The sequence below is a fragment of the Methylobacterium sp. FW306-05-D genome (genome assembly GCF_058782155.1).
Genome location: NZ_JBYSXL010000050.1, coordinates 5186 through 25829, shown reverse-complemented (window position 1 = coordinate 25829; position 20644 = coordinate 5186). Strand labels below are relative to the sequence as shown.

Here is a 20644-nt window from a genome sequence, read left to right as displayed (position 1 = left end):
GCCGTCAGCGGTTCTGGATTGCACGCCGCTGGCGCGCTCCTTCGGGTCCGGGTTCGCCTTCGGCGCCCCGGAATGACGGAGCGGCATCGGCGATCGACTCGCCCTCGGGGAGAGGGACGCGTCGCGATCTACACCGCGCTCCCATAGAGATCGTACGCATCCGCGCGCTCGATCTTCACGGTGACGATGTCGCCCACCCGCAGGGGCCGGCGCGCCGTGACGTGGACGGTGCCGTCGATCTCGGGGGCGTCGTATTTCGAGCGGCCCTTGGCGACGGTGCCCTCGGCCGCGTCGATGATCACGGGCAGGCGCTTGCCGATGCGGGCCTTCTGCAGGCGGAGGGAGACGCCCTGCTGCGCTTCCATGAAGCGGCGCTTGCGCTCCGCCTTCACCTCCGGGGGCACCGGGTCGCCGAGGCCGTTGGCCACCGCCCCGCCCACCGGCTCGAACGCGAAGCAGCCGACGCGCTCGAGCCTGGCTTCGCGAATCCAGCTCAGGAGCTCCTCGAACTCGGCCTCGGTCTCGCCGGGAAAGCCCACGATGAAGGTCGAGCGGATGGCGAGATCCGGGCAGATCTCGCGCCAGCGCCGGATGCGCTCCAGCTGCTTCTCCTGGTTGCCGGGCCGGCGCATGCGCTTGAGTACAGAGGGACTCGCGTGCTGGAGCGGCATGTCGAGGTAGGGCAGGATCTTGCCCTCCGCCATCAGCGGGATGACCTCGTCCACGTGCGGGTAGGGGTAGACGTAGTGCATCCGCACCCAGGCCCCGAGCTCGCCGAGCTCGGCCGCGAGGTCGTAGAACTTCGCCCGGACCTCGCGATCGCGCCAGGGGCTCGCGGCGTAGCGGATGTCGACGCCGTAGGCGCTCGTGTCCTGCGAGACCACCAGCAGTTCCTTGACGCCGGCCTTCACCAGCTTCTCGGCCTCCCGCAGCACGTCGCCCGCCGGCCGGCTGACGAGGTCGCCGCGCAAGGACGGGATGATGCAGAAGGTGCAGCGGTTGTTGCAGCCCTCGGAGATCTTCAGGTAGGCGTAGTGGCGCGGGGTGAGCTTCACCCCCTGCGGCGGCACGAGGTCGAGGAACGGGTCGTGGGCCGGGGGCACCGCCTCGTGCACCGCCGCCACCACCGATTCGTAGGCCTGCGGCCCGGTGACCGCGAGCAGGTTCGGATACTTTTCGCGAATTTCCTCGGGCTGGGCGCCCATGCAGCCCGTGACGATGACGCGGCCGTTCTCCGCCATGGCCTCGCCGATGGCCGAGAGCGACTCGGCCTTGGCCGAATCGAGGAAGCCGCAGGTGTTGACGATGACGACGTCCGCGCCGTCATGCCGCCGGGCGAGCTCGTAGCCCTCGGCGCGCAGGTGCGTGAGGATGCGCTCGGAATCCACCAGCGCCTTCGGGCAGCCGAGGGAGACGAAGGAGATCTTCGGAGCGCCGCTGGCGGCCTTGGGCGCCGCCTCGGCGGAGGGCGATGACAGGGGGGATGCGGTCATGGATGCTCGTCGGGCCGGCGCGGCTGCGGGAACCGGACCGGCCGTGGAATCGGGGGAGGGCGGGACAAAGAGGTTGACAGCCCTATAACGGGATTCGCCCGCCGAGGCGAGCCGGGCGGGTCCGAGCCATGCGCGGATCGCACTTTTGCCACGCCGTCGCGCAGGCCGCCCGTGCATGATATCGCAGGCCGCGACGGATGCTTCGACCCCGACGCTCGGGCTCCCGGGCTTCCGCCCCCAAACTTCCCCCGAGGATTCCACCCCTCGGGATCGTCGGTCCGTCGCCGCCCTGAACCCTTCGAGTCGTCATGTGGATTGCTGACATCCCGTTCGTCGAGCCCGTCGCGGCGGCCGAAGCCCTGGCCGCCCTGCCGGGGCTCGCCTTCCTCGACAGCGCCATGCACCACGACACCCTGGGGCGGACCTCGACCCTGGCGGCGGACCCGTTCGGGCGCTTCCGGTTTCGCGATGGCCGCGCGACGCTGGACGGACGCCCCGTGCCGGGCTCCGGCCTGGAGGCGCTGCGCGCCTGCCTCGCCCCCTACCGCACGGCGCGCGACCCGGACCTGCCGGACTTCGCGGGCGGCGCCATCGGCTACGTCGCCTATGATTTCGGCGCGGCCCTGGAGCGGGTGGCGCCCCCGGCCCGGCGGGCGGGCCTGTGCGACGACATCGCCTTCAACCTCTACGACACGGTGCTGAGCATCGACCACGGCACCGGGCGCTGCCGCCTCCTCGCCACCGGCTTTCCCGAGACCGCGCCGGCGGCGCGCGAGGCCCGGGCCCGGGCCCGGCTGGAGCAATTCAGCGCATGCCTGGCCGAGGCCCGGCCGAGCCCGGAGCCGGCGGCGCAGGGGCCGCTCGCCTGGCGCTCGAACTTCAGCCGTGCGGGCTACGAGGCGGCGGTGGAGCGGGTGCGCGACTACATCCGCGCCGGCGACATCTACCAGGCCAACATCGCCCAGCGCTTCGAGGCCGACCTGCCGGAGGGCTTCGCCCCGTTCGCGCTCTACCGGCGCCTGCGCGCCACCAACCCGGCGACCTTCGGCGCCTATCTCGACTTCGACACCCTGCGCGTCGCCTCGAGCAGCCCCGAGCGCTTCCTCAAGCTCAGCGGGCGGGCGATCGAGACCCGGCCGATCAAGGGCACGGTGCGGCGCGTGGCCGACCCGGCGGCCGACGCGCGCCTGGGCGAGGCGCTGCAGGCCAACGCCAAGGAGCGGGCCGAGAACATCATGATCGTCGACCTGCTGCGCAACGATCTCTCGCGCATCTGCGAGCCCCACAGCGTGCGGGTGCCGGTGCTGTGCGGCCTCGAATCCTACGCCTCCGTCCACCATCTCGTGTCAGTGGTCACCGGAACCCTGAAGGCGGACATGGATGCCCTCGACCTGATCGCCGCCACCTTCCCGGGGGGCTCGATCACCGGCGCGCCGAAGCTGCGCGCCATGGACATCATCACGCAGATCGAGGGCGACGCGCGCGAACTCTATTGCGGGGCCATCGGGGCGCTGGGCTTCACCGGCGACCTCGACACCGCGATCGCCATCCGCACCGTGTTCATGGACCGGAGCCGGGCCGTGCTGCAGGCCGGCGGCGGCATCACCCTGCTGTCCGAGCCGGGGCCCGAATACGAGGAGACCCTGACCAAGGCCGCCCGGGTGTTCCAGGCCTTCGAGCCCGATGCCCGCGATGCCACCTGCGAACCCGGCGCCGGGGCGGGGAGGGCGCCGTGATCCTCGTCATCGACAACTACGACAGCTTCGTCTTCAACGTGGTGCGCTACTTCGAGGAGCTGGGCGAGACCGTGCGGGTGGCGCGCAACGACGCCCTCGACGTCGCCGGCATCCGCGCCCTCGCCCCGGAGGCGATCGTGATCTCGCCGGGCCCCTGCACCCCGGCGGAGGCCGGCATCTCGCTGCCCGCCATCCGCGAGCTTTCCGGCGCGGTGCCGCTGCTCGGCGTCTGCCTCGGCCACCAGGCCATCGGCGCGGCCTTCGGCGGCCGGGTCGCGCGGGCCGGGCGCCCCCTGCACGGGCAGGCGACCCCGATCCGTCACGACGGCGCCGGGCTCTTCACCGGCCTGCCCGACCCGATGCAGGTCGGGCGCTACCACTCGCTCATCGTCGCGCCGGAGCCCGGCATGGCCGACCGCCTCAGCGTCGACGCGGTCTCGGCGGAAGGGGAGGTGATGGCGCTCTCGCACCGGAGCCATCCGACCTGGGGCGTGCAGTTCCACCCGGAATCGGTGCTCACCGAGAACGGCCACGCCCTCTTCGCCAACTTCCTGCGCCTCGCCCGCGACTGGCGCGCCGACCACGCCCCGCCGGCCAAGACCGATGCTGTGGTTTGACGGCGGCCTCACCGAGGGGCCGGTGCCCTTCGACCTCGCCGACCGGGGCCTGACCCTCGGGGACGGGGTGTTCGACACGGCGCTCGCCCGCCGCGGCCGCGTCGTGTTCGAGGCCGCGCACGTAGCGCGCCTCTCCGCCGCCACCGCGACGCTGGGCTTTGCCGTGGCGCCCGAGCGCATCGCGGGAGCCATGCGGGCGCTGGCCGAAGCGATGGGCCGGGCGCATCCCCTGGCGGCGATCCGCACCACCGTGACCCGGGGCTCCGGCCCGCGCGGCCTCAGCCCCCCGGCCGAGCCGCGGCCGGTGCTGTGGGCCAGCGCCGCCCCGGTGGGAACTTCGCTCGCCTTCGCGCCCCTGACCCTCCACCCGACGCAGATCCGCCGCAACGAGACCTCGCCGGCCGCGGGCCTGAAGACGCTGGGCTACCTCGACGCGGTGCTGGCCGCGGGCGCGGCCCGGGCCGCCGGCTTCGACGAGGCCCTGTTCCGGAACACGCGGGGGTCCGTCGCCTGCGCCGGGACGGGAAACCTGTTCGCGGTGATCGACGGTACCCTCGTCACCCCGCCCCTCTCGGACGGCGTGCTCCCCGGCATCCTGCGCGCGGAGATCCTTTCGCGATGTGCGCCGCGCCTCGGCCTGCCCGTCGCCGAACGCAGCCTCGCGCTCGACGCGCTCCTGCGCGCCGAAGCGGTGGTCGTGACCAATTCCCTGCGGGGCCTCGCCCCCGTGACGGCGATCGGCGAGACCGTCTTCGCCAGCCCGGCGCATCCCGTCGTGACGGCCCTCAAGGCCGATCTGCGGGGGATCTTCGCACCATGAGGGCGCCGCGCCTCCGGTGGCGCCTGCCCCTGATGGCCGCCTACGGCTTCATCGGAATCGTGCATCTCGCCGCCGCCGCCGCCTTCCTGCCGATCATGCCGGACTGGGTGCCGGAGCCCCGCCTCGTGGTGATCGCCACCGGCCTGTGCGAACTCGCAGGCGTGCTCGGCCTCGCCTGGGGCCCGACCCGGCGCTGGGCCGGGATCGGGCTGGCCCTCTACGCGGTCTGCGTCTTCCCCGCCAACCTGAAGCACGCGCTCGAGGGGATCGTCGTGCCGGGGCTGCCCGACAGCTGGTGGTACCACGGGCCCCGGCTGGCGTTTCAGCCGGTCTTCGTCTGGTGGGCGCTCTATGCCGGCGGCGTCATCGACTGGCCGTTCCGCCGCCCGGCCGGATCGCCCGCGGTCAGCTCTTCCCAGGGCCCTTCTCGGAAACCTTGACCGCCGCCCAGGCCGCCTCCATCGCGTCGAGGTCGCTGTCGGCGAGGCCGGTCCCTCGCGCCGCCAGGGCCGCCGCCATGGCGGTGAAGCGGCGCTCGAATTTCATATTCCCTTCTCGAAGGGAATATTCCGGATCGATCCCGAGATGGCGGGCGAGGTTGGCCACCGAGAACAGCAGGTCGCCGAGTTCCTCCGCCACCGCCGCCCGGGTGCCGTGGGCCATGGCGTCGGCGACCTCGTCGATCTCCTCGCGCACCTTCAGCACCACCTGTGCCGGGTCGGTCCAGTCGAAGCCGTAGCCGGCCGCCCGGGCCGAGAGCTTCTCCGCCCGCGTCAGGGCGGGGAGCGGCAGGGGAATGCCCGCCAGGGGTCCCGGCTCCCGCGGCGGCTTCGATCGGCGCTCCTCGGCTTTGATCGCCGCCCATTGGGCGGCCACGGCCTGCGGGTCGCGCCGGGGCGAGCCCGCGGGCAGGAGGGCGCCGTCCGGCGCGAAGACGTGCGGATGGCGTCGGACCATCTTCTCCATCACCGCCCGGACCACGTCCGGAAACGCGAAGAGCCCGGCCTCCTCGGCGATGCGGGCGTGAAAGACCACCTGGAACAGCAGGTCGCCGAGCTCGTCGCGCAGATCCTCCGCGTCGCCCCGCGCGATGGCGTCGGCCACCTCGTAGGCCTCCTCCACCGTGTAGGGCGCGATGCTGGAGAAGTCCTGGGCCACGTCCCAGGCGCAGCCGGTCTCCGGGTCGCGCAACTGCGCCATCAGCGCCAGCAGATCCTCGATCCTCACCCCGTACCTCCGCATCACGCCTCGCTGGGTCCTCCTTAGCGGATCGCGGGCCAACCCGTGAGGCTGGGGATGGTGGCGGGAGAGACGGTGGCTTCCTTTGGAAAATTCCCTTGAAAAAGCCGTGGCCGGGGGTGTGTTCGGTCTTCCGAACGGCTCCCAGGCCCTTAGGAAAGGTATCAGTAAGAGATTCTCAGAGAGTCATTTCTGAGAGTTATATGGGGGCGTCGAAAACCCAGTCGTGCCAGAGGTTTGATGGTGGTCCGCGTATCGAACTCTGCGTGGATGCGTATCGAACTCTGCGTGGATGCGTATGGGATTCTGCGTGGGTAAACCCGGCCGGCGCATGGGATTCTGCGTGGATGCGTATTGGGTTCGGCGTGGATCGCGGGTCCGGCCGGTGAACTCTGGGGATTGAGCCGAATCCGACCCCGTATCGAACTCTGCGTACGCGTCCCGGGGCCGGACGCGGCACGCGGACCGCCCGGGATTTTCCCCGTTCCGGCCGGTGGATAGCCGGGATGATTCGGGGGACCGGCGCCGGTCGCCGAGACTCCGCGGCGGGGAATCGGGCATGGTCGGCGTACGGCCGGGTCGGGACTGTCGATCCCCGCGTCCCGCGCGGGCGGCACGCGGGTCACCGCCGGGATCGTGGAGCATGGGGCGGGGTCTGTTGGGGATCGAGGACACATTGGCGGGCATCCGCGACGCCGACCTCCTCGCCGAGGTCGAGGCGGCCCGCGGCAGCTTCCTGTTCGCCACCATCGCGGAGACCATCCTGCACCGGCAGCGGGCCCGGGACGCGGAGGCCGCCGCCCGCGGGGCCGTGGCCGGCCGGCGCCAGGCCATGGGCCGGGACCAGCGCCGGCGCGACGCCATCCGCGAGGTCATCGAGACCGAGCCCACGGGGCCGGAGAACCTGCAGCACATCCATTCCGTGCTGGCCCTCTGCGGCCTGCCCTATCGCGATCCCGGGGACACCCGCGAATTCTTCCGGGAATACGGGCGCAATTCCCTCAGTCTCCTGGCGGGGCGCCTCAAGAACCCGGCCACCGGCGAGATGGAGTTCCAGGGACTGCCCTACGGCCCCAAGGCCCGCCTCGTCCTGCTGCACCTCTGCACCGAGGCCGTGCGCCAGCGCAGCCCCACCGTGGCGGTGGCCGACAGCCTGTCGGGCTTCATGAAGGAGATGGGCTTCGCCGTCACCGGCGGCGAGCGCGGCACCATCCGGCAGTTCAAGGAGCAATTGGCGCGGCTGGCCGCCTGCACCCTTCAGATCGGCCTCTGGGACGGGGCCGGCAGCGCCAGCACCCTCAACGTGCCGCCCTTCCGCCAGCTCGACCTCTGGCTGCCGCAGGGCGCCGACGGGGTGATCTGGCAGAAGAGCGTCCAGTTCCACCAGGATTTCTACGACAACCTGATCCAGCATGCCCTGCCGGTGGACATCCGCGCGGCCCGGGCCTTCTCGGGCTCGGCGCGCAAGCTCGACCTGCTGTTCTGGGTCGGCTACCGCCTGCGCGCCCTGCAGCGGCCCCTGCGGCTGACCTGGGAGAACCTGCACAAGCAGTTCGGCGCCGACAATGCCAGCCTCCGCAGCTTCCGGCAGGCCTTCAAGGCGGACCTCGCCCATCTGCAGGAGGTGTTTCCGAAGCTGCCGATCCGGCTCGACGACGGCGGCATGCTGCTGCAGCCCGCCGACCCGAGCGCCCTGCTGATCCCGCCGCGGGGCGCCCGGCCGCCGCGCAAGGCCATGCAGGCCGTAGCCTAACGGAACATTCCCTAAAGCCTATAAGGAATATGGCTTGCAGCCAATCCGCTGATAGGAATATGCGGGGAATGATCCGTCGCTCGACGGCTCCCCCAAGATATTCCGTGAGGCGTCCATGTTCCTGTCGGAGGCCGAGGCCGAGGCGGCCCTGCGCGATCTGCGCCGCCGGCGCGACGAACTCGACCGCGCCATCGCCGAGCACCAGCTCTACCTCGAACTCGGGCGCCGCCTCGGCGCGCCGGGCCGCGCCGCCGAACCGGCCCGGCCCGGGCCGGCGGCGCCGGACTCTGGCTCTGGCCCCGGCGCGGTGAACGGGCCCGAGCGGGCACCGGATCCGGGCCGGGCGGGCGAGGACCTGGTCGCCGCGCGCCGGCACGGGCGCGCCCTGGTGGCGGCCGCCGTCAACCTGCTGCACGAGGCCGGCCGGCCGCTCCATGCCGGCGAGATCCTGGAGGGCCTGACGGCGCTCGGCTTCGCGGTGCCGGGGCACGACCCCGTGGCCGCCCTCAACACCCGCCTGTGGAAGCGCTCCGGCCCGGGCGGCCCGCTCAAGCGCCTGGGCGAGGCGGTCTACGCCCCGTCCGAGGAGGACGAGGATCTCGGCTGACCGCCAGCGCGCGGCCGCGCCCTCACTCCGGCAGGGCGAAGACCGTGAGCTGGCCGCCCGGCGCCGTGTAGCGGGACAGGGCGGCGTAGCCGCCCACCGCGCCGGCGCCGTCGTTCGGGTCGGTGAGGCCGGCCGCCAGGCCGATCCCGGCCCAGCCGCCGACGCCGGAGAGCACGGCCACGTATTGCCGGCCCCGGTGGCGGTAGGTGGTGACGTTGCCGACGATGCCCGAGGGGGTCTTGAAGCGGTAGAGCGCGCGGCCCGAGCGGGCGTCGACGGCTTTCAGGTAGCCTTCCAGGGTGCCGTAGAACACCACGTCCCCGGCGGTGGCGAGGACCCCGGACCAGACCGAGAACGGCTCGGGGATCGACCAGCGGATCGCGCCCGCGACCCCGTCCCAGGCGGTCAGGGTGCCGGTGCGGGGATCGTCGGGCGCCGGGTGCAGGCTCACGGTGGCGCCCACATAGGGCAGGCCGGGGGTGTAGCTGACCTGGAACGGCTCGTAATCCATGCAGATGTGGTTGGTGGGGACGTAGAACAGCCGGGTGCGCGGCGAGTAGGCCGCCGGCTGCTGGTTCTTGGCCCCGATGGCGCCGGGGCAGATGCCCCGGGTGGTCTCGTCCTCGCCGGTGGCCTCCGGCGAGGAGCGCGGGTCTCGGACCGGGCGGCCGTAGTCCGGCGAGGCCCGGTCGAGGTCCACATGGGTCGCCCAGTTCACGGCGGGGTCGAACTTCTGCGCCACCAGGAGCTCGCCGGTGGCGCGGTCGAGGGTGTAGCCGAAGCCGTTGCGGTCGAAATGCGTGAGGAGCGGGCGGGCGACGCCGCCGATGACCTGATCGGTGAGGATCATCTCGTTGACGCCGTCGTAGTCCCACTCGTCGTGGGGCGTCATCTGGTAGAGCCAGCGCGCCATGCCGGTCTCGGGGCTGCGCGCCACGATCGAGGCCGCCCAGCGGTTGTCGCCGGGGCGCTGCGCCGGGTTCCAGGTCGAGGGATTGCCGGTGCCGTAATAGACGAGGTCGAGCGCCGGGTCGTAGGCGAACCAGCCCCAGGCGCAGGCGCCGCCGGTCCTCCACTGGTCGCCCTCCCAGGACCTGAGCGAGGAATCCCGGCCGACCGGCCTGCCGAGCGACGTCGTGCGCGCGGGATCGACCCGCATCGCCTCGTCGCTGCCCGTCGCGGTGGCGCGCCAGAGCCGGGCCCCGGTGCGCGCGTCGTAGGCGGTGACGTGGCACTGGACCCCGAACTCGCCCCCCGAGAGGCCGACCAGGACCTTGCCCTTCACGGGCAGGACGGCGGCGGTGTTGGTCTCGCCCCGGGCCGGGTCGCCGTTGCGGACCGACCAGTTCACCCGGCCGGTCTTCGCGTCGAGGGAGACCAGGGTGGTGTCGGCCTGCTGCAGGAAGAGGGCGCCGTCGGCATAGGCGAGGCCGCGATGGACCGTGTCGCAGCACAGCAGGGCCATGACCCCCGGATCCTGCTTCGGTTCGTAGCGCCAGAGGATGCGGCCGTCATGGTCGAGGTCGAGGGCCGTGACGGTGTTGGGGAAGGGGGTGTGGACGTACATCACCCCGTCCACCACCAGGGGGGCGCCCTCGTGTCCGCGCAGGACCCCGGTGGAGAAGGTCCAGGCGACCTGCAGCCGGCCGACATTGGCGGCGGTGATCTGATCGAGGTCCGAATAGCGGGTGTTGGCCGCGTCGATCGTGGGCAGCACTGTCTGGGCCGGGGCCGGAGCCGGGCCGAGGAGGGCGCCGGCCAGCAGGCCGAGCGGGAGGAGCGCGCGCATGGAAAGTCCCCGGGTGTGGGGTTTCGGGACAGGCCCAGGGTCCTAGTCCCGGCGCGCCGCCGGCGCGCGGCAGCGAAGTGACGCGGGCGGCGCGCCGCCGCCCGGTCGCGTGTCGGGACGCGCCCGAGTCGGAGCGTCGCCGATCCTAGAAGTAGGGTCCGAAGAGCGGCCGCGGGCGGTAATAGCCGTAGCGCGGTCCGTAGACGGGACGGGGTCCGTAGAACGGCCGCGGCCGGTAGTAGCCGTAGGGGCGGTAGATCGGCCGGCAATAGCCGAACCGGTTCGGGATGAAGCCGGGACCGCAGCCATAGGCGACGGTCTCGACGGGGGCGCCCGCCAGCGTCCCGGCGGGGGCGGGGGCGATCGGCGCCGCCTCGGCGGCCGCGGCGAGGCCGGCGGCACCGGCGACGCCGAGCGTCGCGGCCAGAGCCGTGCGGGCGAGCATCGTGCGAAACAGCGATTTCACGGACATGACGCCATGACCCTCTGTTGGTGTGACCTTTGCGGTTGTTGATCCTCCGGCCTCGTGGAGGTTCGAAGACCGTCACGGGGCTCGAGGATCTCCAGGATGCCGGGCGGTTGCTGAACGTGCGCTGACGGGGGGCGGTTCAGCCCGCGGCGACGGGGCCGGCGGTCCGCGGGCGGCCCGCCCAGCCCAGGATGCGCCGGCGCGCCGGCTCCTCGAGGCCGCGATGCAGGAGGACGCTGAGGGCGAGGGCCAGGGCGGCGGCGAGCCCCGCTCCGAGCCAGGGGGCCCCGGCGAGCCGGCCCCCGAGGGCGACCCGGTCGAGGCTGTTCACCAGGGCGTAGGCCGGGACGTGGATCAGGTAGAGGGCGAACGAGATCCGGCCGAGGAAGACGAAGCCGGGCGTCACCAGGGGGCCGCCGCGGAGCTGGGCGCCGGCCAGGATCAGCGGCGCCCAGGCCAGCGCCGTGAGCCCGTTGTGGAGCAGCACCTCGGGCAGGTGGGGGGCGCCCGCCACCAGGGCGAGGCCGGCCAGGGCCGCGGCGGCGAGGAGGGCGGGGGTGGGCAGCCGCCAGCGGGTCCAGGCCCCGTAGAGGAGCAGCCCCGCGATGAATTCCGGCAGGCGCATCAGCGGGTTGTACTTGATGGCCTGGGCCAGCAGCACCGGGCCGGCGCCCCCCGGCTCCGGCCCGATGAGCGAGACGCCGGGGGCGTAGCGCGCGAAGGCGAGGGCGGCCCCGCCGGTCAGGACGAGCCAGGCGGCGAGGGTGAGCCGCGCGATGCGGCCGGGTGCCCCGAGCGCCAGCGGCAGCAGGAGGGGAAACAGGGCGTAGAAGACCACCTCCACCGAGACCGACCAGCTCGGGCAGTCGAGGGCGCAGGCCGCCCCCGGCACCCAGGCGTGCAGGCCCAGCGGCGCCAGCACGGCGCCCGCGGCCATCAGCCCCTGCAGGGGCGGGGCCGACTTCGCCACCCAGGCGACGAACCAGGGCAGGGCGAGGACGAGGCACAGGAGGTAGACCGGATAGACGCGTGCCACCCGCGCCCAGGCGAAACGCGCGCGGGCGGCGCGGTCGGTGAGGTCCACGTCCCGGTAGGTGTAGGCCAGGATGAAGCCCGAGAGCAGGAAGAAGAAGGTCACCCCGGAATAGCCGAGGCGGACCGCCCCGGGGATCGCCGCGTCGGCAAAGAAGAAGGCCGCGTAGTGGAACACCACCACGTAGGCGGCGGCCACGAAGCGCAGGGCGGTGAGCGCCGGCAGCGGTGCCACCGGCGGATGGGCGGGCGGGGGCAGGGCGCTCACCGCGGGCCCCCCGCGACGACCCGCCCGGCGGCGCCGAAGCGCAGGCCGAGGACCGAGAGGGCGAGGAGGAAGAACAGCGCGTTGGTGGCCTGGTAGAACACCGATTCGAAGACCCCCACCATCAGGCCGAACAGCCAGATCCGCAGGAAGAGCAGCCGCAGCGGGTCGAGGGCGCGGCCGGCCTCGGCCCGGCTTTGGGCCTGGAGGTCGGAGAGGGGCGCCAGCACCATCCACCACAGCGTCAGGGCGAGGCCCGGCCAGCCGCTCTCCAGGGCGGTGTTGAGGTAGCCGTCATGGGCGTCGGTGGCGCGGTTGACCCAGGTCGTGGCATCGCCGCCGCCGCCGTAGAACACGCTCTCCCAGAAGGCCCCGTAGCCGAAGCCGGTGAGCGGCTTCTTGGCGATGTTGTCGAGGGCGAAGCTCCAGATCTCGGTGCGGCCAGTATAGGTCGGGTCCGCGGCCAGGCTCGCGACCAGGGCGCCGAGGCCGGGCGACATCACCGAGCCCACGGTGAGCAGGAGCAGCAGGGCCAGGGGGCCGAGGAGCACCAGCCGGCGCCAGGCGCCGGAGGCCGAGAGGGTGCAGGCCCAGGTCAGGGCGAGCACCGCCGGGGTCATGATCAGGGAGGTCTTGGCGTTGGTGAAGACGAGGAACACGCCCGCCAGCCCCACGACCCCGTAGCCCAAAAGACGCCGGCCCATCCCGGCCCAGAACAGCCCGACGAAGATGAACAGGCTCATGGCCGCCCCGGCCCCGTTCTTGTGGGCGAAGACGCCCCGCCAGCTGCCCGCGTGCTCGGGCTCGATCAGGTCGAGGGCGGTGTGCATCGCGCGCTCGGGCACCAGCCCGAGGCCGAGATAGCAGGTCGCCAGCACGAGGAGGACGGTGCTGCCGAGGACGTGGGCGAACTGGCGGGCGTCGCGGGCGAGCACCAGCACGCTCACCACCCCGCCGAACATGATGACGAGGGAGACGAGGCGGCGTGCCGAGACGGCGGGCTCGATCGAGAGCGCGGTGGAGACGCCGATCCAGCCCAGCGTGGCCAGGATCGGCAGGGTGGCCAGCGGCCGCAGGGCCTCGCGTCCGCGCCAGGCGAGCACCGCCACCGCGAGGCCGCCCATGATCAGGAACAGCACCTGGTTGACGAGGTTTCCGCCGGCCCGCGAGGCGGCGTTCTCCGCCGCCGTCCCGTCGAGGAACGGATCGGCCCCGATCAGCACGAAGAGCAGGATCGCCCCCATCACCCCGATGCGCAGGGCGTCGGGCAGGTCCGCCCGCCGCGTCGTGGCCGCGCCGGTGGCGATGCCCGTCGTCATGGTCCACTCCCGCGCTCGAGGGCCGGCAAGGTCGCGCAGTCTAGGGGCGCCGGCCCCGTCCGATAGGCGCGCAGAATACGGTTAAGAACGCGCAAAGGGCCGGCGGGCCCGCCTCAAGGCCCGGCTGCGCCCCAGGCGACGATGTCGGTCGCGCCCGTGATCGCGCCCACGATGCGCTCGCGCTCGGCCCGGCCGGCGGCGAGGCGCCCCCGCACCGCCGCCAGCACGGCCGGGTCGGCGCTGGCGGGCGTGCCGGCGGCGAAGGGCGGCGCCGGCGCGTATTCGAGGCCGAGCTGGATCGCCTCCGCCGCCGGCTGCCCGGCGAGCTCGGCCGCCAGGGTCAGGGCGAAATCGATCCCGGCGGTGACGCCGCCCCCGGTCAGGAGGTTGCCGTCGCGCACCACCCGCTCGGCCACCGGGATCGCCCCGAAGGCCGAGAGGAGGTCGAGGCTCGCCCAGTGGGTGGTGGCGCGCCGGCCCCGCAGGAGCCCGGCCGCCCCGAGCACCAGGGCCCCGGTGCAGACGGAGGTGACGTAGCGGGCGCGCGCCGCCTGATCGCGCAGGAAGGCGAGGACCGCCGCATCCCGCATCAGCGGGTTCACCCCGAGGCCGCCGGGGACGCAGAGCACGTCGAGCTGCGGGCACGCGGCCATGGTCAGCGTCGGGGTCAGCGCGAGGCCGGTGGAACTGGTCACCGGCGCCCGGTCGGCGGCCACGAGGTGGACCCGCGCCCCGGGAATCCCGACGAAGACCTCGTAGGGCGCGGTCAGGTCGAGCTGCTGGACGTTCGGGAAGGTGAGGAGCCCGATCTCGAGGGGCATGAGGCTGTCTCCGGCTGTCTGGACAGGCCGACCCTAACCCGTCAGGCTCTGGCCGGAATGACGAAGAGCCCTCGGTTCCTGCCAGATCGCGCCGCGGACGAACCCCGGTCCATCGAGATCCTCGCCTTCCCGGGGGTGCAGCTCCTCGACGTGTCGGGCCCGCTGCAAGTCTTCGCGACGGCGAACGACCTCTTCGCCACGGCGAACGATCGCCCGGCTGCCGGCCTCGCGGGCGCCGGCGCGGCGCCCTATGCCCTGCGGGTGGTGGCGGCGGGCGGCGGCACGGTCGCCAGCTCCGCCGGGCTCGGCCTCGCGACGGAGCCGCTGCCGTCCGCGGACCGGACGGTCGACACCCTCGTGGTCGCTGGCGGGCGCGGCGTCTCCGGGGCGATCGCGGACGGGCTGCCCGCCTGGGTCGCCGCCCGGGCACCCCGCGCCCGGCGGGTGGCCTCGGTCTGCACCGGCGCCTTCCTGCTCGGGGCGGCGGGCCTCCTCGACGGGCGCCGGGCGGTGACCCACTGGACCCGCTGCGCCGAACTGGCGCGCCGCCATCCGGAGGCGCGGGTCGAGCCCGACCCGATCTTCATCCGGGACGGCACGCTCTGGACCTCCGCCGGGGTGACGGCGGGCATCGACCTGGCGCTCGCCCTGGTGGAGGCCGATCTCGGCCGGGCCGCCGCGCTGGCGGTCGCCCGGCACCTCGTGGTCTTCCTCAAGCGCCCGGGCGGGCAGGCCCAGTTCAGCACCGTCCTGTCGCAGCAGGCCCTGTCGCCCATGGCGGGCGGCGCGCGCTTCGAGGCGCTGCAGGCCTGGATCGCGGACCATCTCGGCGAGGACCTCACCGTGCCGCGCCTGGCTGAGGCGGCCGGCATGAGCCCGCGCGGCTTCGCCCGCCACTACCGCGCGGCCACGGGGCTGACCCCGGCCCGCGCCCTGGAGCGCCAGCGCGTCGAGGCGGCCCGGCGGCTCCTGGCCGAGACCGCCCTGCCGGTGAAGCGCATCGCCGCGCGCTGCGGCTTCGGCTCCGAGGAGACCCTGCGGCGCAGCTTCCTCCGCCACGTGGCGGTGGCGCCCGCTTCCTACCGGCAGCGGTTCCGCGCGGCCGGGGCGGCCGGCGAGCCCGCGGACCCCGGGATTTGACATTCCCGGCCGCATCATCGACACCGCCGGCCTCGCCGCCTCGACCGGAATCAGCGATCGGATTCCCGGGTCGGGTGCCGGTCCGGAGCCGCGTATGTCCCCCCTGACGGCCCATCCGCCCGCATGACCGACCGCGCCACCGTGCCCCGCCCGGCCCGCGGGGACGCCTTCGCGTTCCCGGACACCCTCCTGTCCGTTGCGACCCGGAGCCATGCCTGGGCCTGCGCCCTCCTGGTGGCCCTCTGCCTCGTCTGCTTCCTGCCGGGCATCGCCTCGCTCCAGCCGATGGACCGGGACGAGCCGCGCTTCGCCCAGGCCTCCAAGCAGATGCTGGAGACCGGCGACCTCGTCGACATCCGCTTTCAAGGAGAGGCCCGGCACAAGAAGCCGGTGGGCATCTACTGGGCCCAGGCCGCCGTGGTCGGCGCCGCCGAGGCCCTCGGCGTGCCGAACGCCCGCACCACCATCGGCCTCTACCGCATCCCCTCCCTGCTGGGGGCCATCGGGGCGGTGCTCCTGACCTACTGGTCGGCCCTGGTCTTCCTGCCCCGGCGGGGCGCCGTCCTCGCCGCCGCCCTGTTCGGGGCCTGCGTCGTGCTCTCGGCCGAGGCGCGCCTGGCCAAGACCGACGCGCTGCTCTGCGCCTGCGCGGTGGCGACCTTCGGCGGCCTCGCCCGGGCCTGGCTCCGGCGCGACGCCGGTCCCGGGCGCCTCGACACCGTCACGGTGCTGGCCTTCTGGCTCGGCCTCGCCCTCGGCATCCTGATCAAGGGCCCGATGGTGCCGCTGTTCTGCGGCCTGCCGGCCCTGGTCCTCTCCGTCCGGTGGCGCTCCGCCCGCTGGCTCGGCGCCCTGCGGCCCGGCCTCGGCCTGCCGCTCACCCTGCTGATCGTGGCGCCCTGGTTCGCGGCCATCACCTGGAAGAGCGGCGGCGCCTTCTACGGCGAGGCGGTGGGCCACGACATGCTGAGCAAGGTCCAGGGCGGCTCGGAGAAGCACTTCGCCCCGCCCGGCGCCTATCTGGTGGCCTTCTTCGGCACCTTCTGGCCCGGCGCCGCCTTCGCGGCGCTCGCCGCCCCCTTCGCCTGGGGCTACCGGCGCGAGCCGGCCATCGCCTTCCTCCTCGCCTGGATCGTGCCGACCTGGATCCTGTTCGAGATCGTGCCGACCAAGCTGCCCCACTACGTGCTGCCGCTGATGCCGGCCATCGCCATCCTCACCGTGCGGGCGCTGGCCGCCGGCGCCCTGCACCCCGAGCGCCGGGGCGCGCGCCTCACCGCCGGGCTGGTGGTGCTGATCCCGGTCGGCCTCACCCTCGGCCTCTCGGCCTTCGCCTTCGCCTACGACCGGACCCTGCCCTGGGCCGGGCTGCCCCTGCTGCTGGCTGCCAGCGCCGTGTCGGCCCTGGCCTGGCGCGCCTTCGCCCGGGGCCTGCCCGAGCGGGCGCTGGCCCTCGGCATCCTGGCGGCGATGCTGCTCTCGCCGGCGGTCTTCGGCCTGACCCAGCCGGTGATGGCCGCCCTCAAGGTCTCGCCCCGCCTCGCGGCGATCCGCGATGCTCTGCCCTGTCCGCATCCGCGCGTCGCCAGCCTCGGCTACCGCGAGCCGAGCTTCGTCTTCCTGATCGGCACCGATCTCGCCATGCTCGGCACCGGCGCCGAGGCCGTCGACTTCCTGAAGGGCCAGGGGTCCGCCGGGGGTGGAGCCTGCCGCCTCGTCTACGTGGAAGGCCGGTTCGCGGCGGCGTTCGAGGCCGCCGCCGGGGCGGCCGGGCTGGCGCCGAACCGGGTCGGGACCGTCTCGGGCTTCAACATCAACGGCGGACGCCGGGTCGACCTCTCGGCCTACGCGGCGATGCCCTGACCCTCCTCGGATCGAACCCCATGCGCCTCTCCGTGATCATCCCGGTGAAGAACGAGGCCGGCAACATCGCGAGCCTCGTCGCCGAGCTCGAGACCGCCTGCGCGCCGCTCGCGCCCTTCGAGGTGGTCTATGTCGACGACGGCTCCACCGACGGCACCGCCGAGGCCCTGCGGGCGGCGCAGGCCGGCCGGCCCTGGCTGCGGGTGCTCGCCCACGACCGCACCGCCGGCAAGGCCGCCGGCATCCGCAGCGGGATCGCGGTGGCCCGCGCACCGGTCTGCGCCCTGATGGACGGCGACGGCCAGAACGACCCGGCCTTCCTGGCGCCCCTGCTCCAGGCCATCGAGGCGGGCGGCGCGGGCGTCGGCCTCGCGCAAGGCCAGCGCGTCGGGCGCAAGGACGGGCGGCTCAAGAGCCTGCAGTCGCGCATCGCCAACGGGGTCCGGGTGCGCATCCTCAAGGACGCCACCCGCGACACCGGCTGCGGCTACAAGCTCGTGCGCCGCGAGGTCTACCACACCCTGCCGTTCTTCGACGGGCAGCACCGCTTCATGCCGGCGCTGGTCGCCCGCGAGGGCTTCGGCGTGGTCCACCGGGACGTGGTCGACCGGCCGCGCTTCACCGGCACCTCGAAATACGGCCTGTTCGACCGGCTCTGGGTCGGGCTCCTGGATCTCGCCGGCGTGTGGTGGCTGATCCGGCGCAAGCGGGTGACGCCGCGGGTCACGGACGTGACGGGAGCCTGAGCCATGCTGATCCATCTCGCCGAGGACGTACGCGGCTACGTCTACGACGTCTTCGTCACCCGCTTCGATGCCTGGCTGGTCTTCGGCATCCTGGCCCAGGCGGTGTTCGGCGCCCGCTTCGTGGTGCAGTGGCTCGCCTCCGAGCGGGCGGGCAAGAGCGTGATGCCCCTGGCCTTCTGGGTTCTCTCCATCGCGGGCGGCCTGATGACCCTGGTCTACGGCCTCGTGCGGCGCGAGCCGGTGATCATCTTCGGGCAGGCGCTGTCGACCTTCATCTACCTGCGCAACGTCGCCCTGATCCTGCGCGAGCGCCGCGCCGCCCGGGCGGCCGCCCCGGCGCGATGACGCCGCTGCCGCCCTTCCACGACGACCTCGCCGCGGCCCTCGCGGAGGTCTGGCGCCTGCTGGAGGCGGGGCCCGCCTTGCGCCGCAACGCCTTCCACATGCCCGCGCTCGCCACCGTCGACGCGCAGGGCCACCCGCAGGTGCGCACCGTGGTGTTGCGCGCGGCCGACCCGGCGGCCGGCGCTCTGCGCTTCCACTGCGACCGGCGCTCGGACAAGGCGGCCGAACTCGCCGCCTCCGGGCATGCGGCCCTGCACGGCTACGATTCCGGATCGAAGATCCAGATCCGGGCCTCGGGCCCCGCGACGCTCCACACCGACGACGCCCTGGCGGAAGCCGCCTGGGCCGGGTCGATGGCGATGAGCCGCGTCTGCTACGGCGCCGACCCCGCCCCCGGCGCGCGCTTATCTGCCGGCGACGCCTACACCCTGCCGGACCCCGAGACCGCCCTGACCCTCGGCCGGCCGAACTTCTGCGCCGTGGTGGTGACGCTCGCCCGCCTCGAATTCCTCTACCTCGACCGGCGCGGCCACCGCCGGGCCGCCTGGGAGCGGGCCGACGGCTGGCGCGGAGCCTGGCTGGCGCCCTGAGGGCTCGCCGCCGCCGAACGGGCCATGATCGCACGAGCGATGCTCGAGCGAGGCATGCGGGCGCGGCCCCGCCGCCGGTGCCGGCGCGGGGGATGGCCCCAGAGACGCACCCGAAACGGGAGACGCGGGACGCCGCGAGACCACGTTTCTTGGACTGGTATGCCGGTCTCCCGGCGTCCCTCGGCCCGGCCCCTCGCGGGGCCGATCCTGTTCGTCACGACGTCTTCTCGGCACCGGCGACCCGGCTAATGGCAGCCCCCCTCCGGAATCCGGCGCCCCTGCGGGCGGCGACGTCCGGCGGCCGTCTGATCAGGGCCCGAGGCCCCGAGCCCGCCTCGTAGTGGGCGGACCGTCCGATCTCTCGGTGCGTCCCAGGGGACCGGGTGCAGCCCTGCGGCCTTGCAGCCCTGCGGCCTTGCAGCCCTGCGGCCTTCCCGTCCGGGACGCCTTGCGTCGCCGATGCGGCCCGGGGCGATGGCGAAACCGGGCCATCGACGCGGGGCGCCGTCTCCTCCCCCCGAGCCCCCCGGCCCGGTCCGCCGGGGGGCCTCCCGTGTGGGAGGCGAGTGCCCGCACTGAACCACGGAATAGGAATATTGTCAATGATTTTCGGTGTCGGCGATGCGGCTGCCGGCGCTGGACCGGCGACCGCTCACAGCGCCGCGCGCAACCGCGAAAACCCCGCGTCGAGATCCGCCTGCAGATCCGCAACATCCTCCAGGCCGATGTGGAAGCGCAGGCCCGGTCCGCCGGGATTCCACTTGGTGGCGGTGCGGTACTTCGTGCAGTCGAACGGGATGACGAGGCTCTCGAAGCCGCCCCAGGAGAAGCCCATCCCGAACAGTTCGAGCCCGTCGAGCATGGCCGCCACGGCCCGCTCCGGGGCGGGCTTGAGGATGACGCCGAACAGGCCCGAGGCGCCGGAGAAGTCGCGCGTCCAGATCGCGTGGCCGGGATCGTCGGGCAGGGCCGGATGGAGCACGCGGGCCACCTCCGGCCGGGCCTGGAGCCAGCGCGCCATGGCGAGCCCCTGGGCCCCGTGCTCGCGCAGGCGCAGGGCCATGGTGCGCAGGCCCCGCAGGGCCAGGAACACGTCCTCCGGGCCGGGGCACATGGCGAAGTGCTCGAAGGTCCGGTGCAGGGCCGGCCAGTACGTGGCGTTCGCCGAGGTCAGGCCGAGGAGCAGGTCCGAGCCGCCCGAGAGGTACTTGGTTCCCGCCTCGACCGCGATGTCGACGCCGCGCGCATGGGGCGGGAACAGGAGCGGCGTCGCCCAGGTGTTGTCCATGATCACCGCCGCGCCCCGGGCGTGCACGATCGCGGCGATGGCCGGGATGTCCTGCATCTCGAAGCTCTGCGAGCCCGGCGCCTCCACGAGGACCGCCTTCGTGGCGTCGCGCATCAGGTCGGCGATGCCGGCGCCGATCAGGGGATCGTAGTACTCGACCTCCACCCCGAAGCGCTTCAGGACGCCGTCGCAGAAGATGCGGGTGGGGCGGTAGGCGGAATCGCTGACCAGCAGGTGGTCGCCGGCCGAGACCACCGCCATCAGCGCCACGGTGAGCGCAGCGAGGCCCGACGGCGTCAGCACGGTGCCGGCCGCGCCTGCGAGCTCGCTCCAGGCGCGCGTCAGGGATTCCGTCGTCGGCGTGCCCGAGGTGCCGTAATCGAAGCGCCCGCGCCGGTGCTGGAGATCGTCGTAGGTCGGGAACAGCACCGTCGAGCCGCGATAGATCGGGGTGTTGACGAAGCCGTGCTGGGCGGAGGGGTCGCGCCCCGCATGGACGAGGCGGGTGCTCGCCCCGAAGCGGGCGGGATCGCGGGGAGGGGTGTTCGACATCGGCACCGGTGGGCGAGGGGATGAACCTGCCGCGACCGAAGCCCGGCCCGCGCGCCGGCGTCAAGCCGGGGGCGGTGCCCCGTGCGGCCGTCGAACCCCACCCCGTCATTCCGGGCTCGCAGCCTCCGAGAGGAAGCGTCAGAGGGCGAGACTCCCCGTC

General features: G+C 73.5%; 19 protein-coding genes. 11 read left to right on the top strand and 8 right to left on the bottom strand.

What is annotated here, in order from left to right; genetic code table 11:
- Positions 1–128: 128 nt before the first annotated feature.
- Complete coding sequence (rimO, locus tag AC3WLN_RS16500) at positions 129–1493, bottom strand: 30S ribosomal protein S12 methylthiotransferase RimO (protein WP_492483007.1); 1365 nt, start codon at positions 1491–1493, stop codon at positions 129–131.
- A 308-nt stretch (positions 1494–1801) separates the two neighbouring features.
- On the opposite strand from rimO, the gene pabB reads away from it, so the two are divergent.
- Genes pabB through AC3WLN_RS16480 form a run of 4 tightly spaced genes read left to right on the top strand, consistent with a single transcriptional unit; the run spans position 1802 to position 5106 of the window.
- Positions 1802–3229, top strand: a complete 1428-nt coding sequence (pabB, locus tag AC3WLN_RS16495) for an aminodeoxychorismate synthase component I (protein ID WP_492483005.1) — start codon at positions 1802–1804, stop codon at positions 3227–3229.
- Positions 3226–3846, top strand: a complete 621-nt coding sequence (locus tag AC3WLN_RS16490; protein WP_492483003.1) for an anthranilate synthase component II — start codon at positions 3226–3228, stop codon at positions 3844–3846. The genes pabB and AC3WLN_RS16490 overlap by 4 nt, the downstream gene beginning before the upstream one ends.
- On the top strand, positions 3833–4666 hold the full coding sequence (locus AC3WLN_RS16485; RefSeq protein ID WP_492483001.1) for an aminotransferase class IV: 834 nt from the start codon (positions 3833–3835) through the stop codon (positions 4664–4666). The genes AC3WLN_RS16490 and AC3WLN_RS16485 overlap by 14 nt, the downstream gene beginning before the upstream one ends.
- Positions 4663–5106 (top strand): DoxX family protein, encoded by a 444-nt coding sequence (locus AC3WLN_RS16480; RefSeq protein WP_492482999.1) that lies wholly within the window; start codon positions 4663–4665, stop codon positions 5104–5106. Before AC3WLN_RS16485 ends, AC3WLN_RS16480 begins: the two co-directional genes overlap by 4 nt.
- On the opposite strand, the gene mazG is transcribed toward AC3WLN_RS16480, so the two are convergent.
- On the bottom strand, positions 5072–5908 hold the full coding sequence (gene mazG / locus AC3WLN_RS16475; protein ID WP_492483026.1) for a nucleoside triphosphate pyrophosphohydrolase: 837 nt from the start codon (positions 5906–5908) through the stop codon (positions 5072–5074). The two genes, AC3WLN_RS16480 and mazG, sit on opposite strands and share 35 nt — an antisense overlap.
- A gap of 640 nt (positions 5909–6548) precedes the next feature.
- Here mazG and AC3WLN_RS16470 point away from each other — a divergent pair.
- Entirely contained in the window at positions 6549–7658 is a 1110-nt protein-coding gene (locus tag AC3WLN_RS16470) for a replication protein RepA (protein WP_492482997.1), read from the top strand.
- A 115-nt stretch (positions 7659–7773) separates the two neighbouring features.
- Complete coding sequence (locus AC3WLN_RS16465) at positions 7774–8265, top strand: hypothetical protein (RefSeq protein ID WP_492482995.1); 492 nt, start codon at positions 7774–7776, stop codon at positions 8263–8265.
- 22 nt (positions 8266–8287) lie between these two features.
- Here AC3WLN_RS16465 and AC3WLN_RS16460 read toward each other — a convergent pair whose 3' ends face one another.
- The 5 genes from AC3WLN_RS16460 to AC3WLN_RS16440 all read right to left on the bottom strand — a co-directional run bounded on the left by AC3WLN_RS16460 (position 8288) and on the right by AC3WLN_RS16440 (position 13960).
- Entirely contained in the window at positions 8288–10054 is a 1767-nt protein-coding gene (locus tag AC3WLN_RS16460) for a methanol/ethanol family PQQ-dependent dehydrogenase (protein ID WP_492482993.1), read from the bottom strand.
- A 145-nt stretch (positions 10055–10199) separates the two neighbouring features.
- Positions 10200–10526 (bottom strand): GCG_CRPN prefix-to-repeats domain-containing protein, encoded by a 327-nt coding sequence (locus AC3WLN_RS16455; protein ID WP_492482991.1) that lies wholly within the window; start codon positions 10524–10526, stop codon positions 10200–10202.
- A gap of 136 nt (positions 10527–10662) precedes the next feature.
- On the bottom strand, positions 10663–11823 hold the full coding sequence (locus AC3WLN_RS16450; protein ID WP_492482989.1) for an acyltransferase family protein: 1161 nt from the start codon (positions 11821–11823) through the stop codon (positions 10663–10665).
- Positions 11820–13139 (bottom strand): O-antigen ligase family protein, encoded by a 1320-nt coding sequence (locus tag AC3WLN_RS16445; protein ID WP_492482987.1) that lies wholly within the window; start codon positions 13137–13139, stop codon positions 11820–11822. Before AC3WLN_RS16445 ends, AC3WLN_RS16450 begins: the two co-directional genes overlap by 4 nt.
- 113 nt (positions 13140–13252) lie before the next feature.
- Entirely contained in the window at positions 13253–13960 is a 708-nt protein-coding gene (locus AC3WLN_RS16440; protein WP_492482985.1) for a DJ-1/PfpI family protein, read from the bottom strand.
- A 57-nt stretch (positions 13961–14017) separates the two neighbouring features.
- Between AC3WLN_RS16440 and AC3WLN_RS16435 the strand changes: the two genes are divergently transcribed.
- From AC3WLN_RS16435 to AC3WLN_RS16415, 5 genes are all read left to right on the top strand, one after another.
- A complete protein-coding gene (locus tag AC3WLN_RS16435; RefSeq protein WP_492482983.1) occupies positions 14018–15100 on the top strand; it encodes a GlxA family transcriptional regulator in 1083 nt (360 codons plus the stop codon).
- A gap of 123 nt (positions 15101–15223) precedes the next feature.
- The gene (locus AC3WLN_RS16430) at positions 15224–16963 is read left to right on the top strand and encodes an ArnT family glycosyltransferase (RefSeq protein ID WP_492482981.1); all 1740 of its coding nucleotides are present in this window, start codon (positions 15224–15226) and stop codon (positions 16961–16963) included.
- A 20-nt stretch (positions 16964–16983) separates the two neighbouring features.
- Positions 16984–17709 (top strand): glycosyltransferase, encoded by a 726-nt coding sequence (locus AC3WLN_RS16425; RefSeq protein WP_492482979.1) that lies wholly within the window; start codon positions 16984–16986, stop codon positions 17707–17709.
- A 3-nt stretch (positions 17710–17712) separates the two neighbouring features.
- Positions 17713–18054, top strand: a complete 342-nt coding sequence (locus AC3WLN_RS16420; protein ID WP_492482977.1) for a lipid-A-disaccharide synthase N-terminal domain-containing protein — start codon at positions 17713–17715, stop codon at positions 18052–18054.
- Positions 18051–18644, top strand: a complete 594-nt coding sequence (locus AC3WLN_RS16415; RefSeq protein ID WP_492482975.1) for a pyridoxamine 5'-phosphate oxidase family protein — start codon at positions 18051–18053, stop codon at positions 18642–18644. Before AC3WLN_RS16420 ends, AC3WLN_RS16415 begins: the two co-directional genes overlap by 4 nt.
- A gap of 652 nt (positions 18645–19296) precedes the next feature.
- On the opposite strand, the gene metC is transcribed toward AC3WLN_RS16415, so the two are convergent.
- Positions 19297–20484: a cystathionine beta-lyase gene (metC, locus tag AC3WLN_RS16410; RefSeq protein ID WP_492482973.1), complete on the bottom strand. Its 1188-nt coding sequence runs from the start codon at positions 20482–20484 to the stop codon at positions 19297–19299.
- Positions 20485–20644 lie beyond the last annotated feature (160 nt).